At 60.6% G+C, this 924-nt stretch carries 1 protein-coding gene; it reads right to left on the bottom strand.

What is annotated here, in order from left to right; translation table 11 throughout:
* Positions 1 to 924: SdrD B-like domain-containing protein (locus E1J53_RS23825; RefSeq protein ID WP_173021623.1), on the bottom strand; the 924-nt coding region annotated here is incomplete at both ends.

Here is a 924-nt window from a genome sequence, read left to right as displayed (position 1 = left end):
CAAAGTCGCCCAGGCTCGCCGTCTGGTAGAAGCCAGCGTCAATCGTCGGGTCGTTCTCACCGCTTTCCAGTACGATCGGGGCCGTTACGCCACCGGCAAGCGCGTCGGAGTCCGTCGCGTCGTCACCGCCCTGATCGGCGGGGCTCGGCGTTAGACCGGCCGGAGTAACGAACTCGACCCGGTAGGTATCGGGCGCAAGGTTCGTGAACTCGTAGAAGCCGTTGCCGTCCGTGGTCGTCGTGGCAATCTGGTTGCCGTCGGCATCCAGCAGGTTGACCGTCACGTTTTCAATGCCGGGCTCACCAGCATCCTGTACACCGTCACCGTCCGTATCCTGCCAGACGAAGTCGCCCAAGCTCGCAGGACGATAAAGACCAGCGTCAAGATCATCATTATTATCACCGCTTTCCAGCGTAACCGTCTCGGTCATGCCGTTCATCGCGGGGTCAGCATCGCTGTCCAGGGCTTCGTCACCACCCTCGTTCAGGTCCGTGTACTCATAGCCACCAGGAAGGACAAACTGTACGCTGTAAACACCGGGCTCAAGGTTCGGGAACTCGTAGAAGCCGTTGCCGTCCGTGGTCGTCATACCGATCACCACGCCAGCTTCATTCTTCAGGTTCACCGTCACATTGGGGATACCGGGCTCGCCAGCATCCTGGATGCCGTCGCCGTCCGTGTCTTCGAAGACGAAGTCACCGAGGCTCGCCGGACGGTAGAGTCCCGCATCCAGGTCGTCGTTGTTCTCTCCGCTCTCCAGTGTCACCGTTTCGGTCATGCCGTTCATCGCGGGGTCTGCATCGCTGTCCAGCGCTTCGTCACCGCCTTCGTTCAGGTCCGTGTACTCAAAGCCGCCGGGAAGGACGAACTGTACGCTGTAATCGCCGGGTACCAGGTTGTCGAAGGAGTAGGAACCGTCACCGG

The sequence above is a fragment of the Lewinella sp. W8 genome (genome assembly GCF_004375085.3).
Taxonomy (GTDB): Bacteria; Bacteroidota; Bacteroidia; order Chitinophagales; family Saprospiraceae; genus Neolewinella.
Note: the sequence above shows the minus strand (reverse complement) of the source record. Positions and strands in the feature narration are given on the sequence as shown.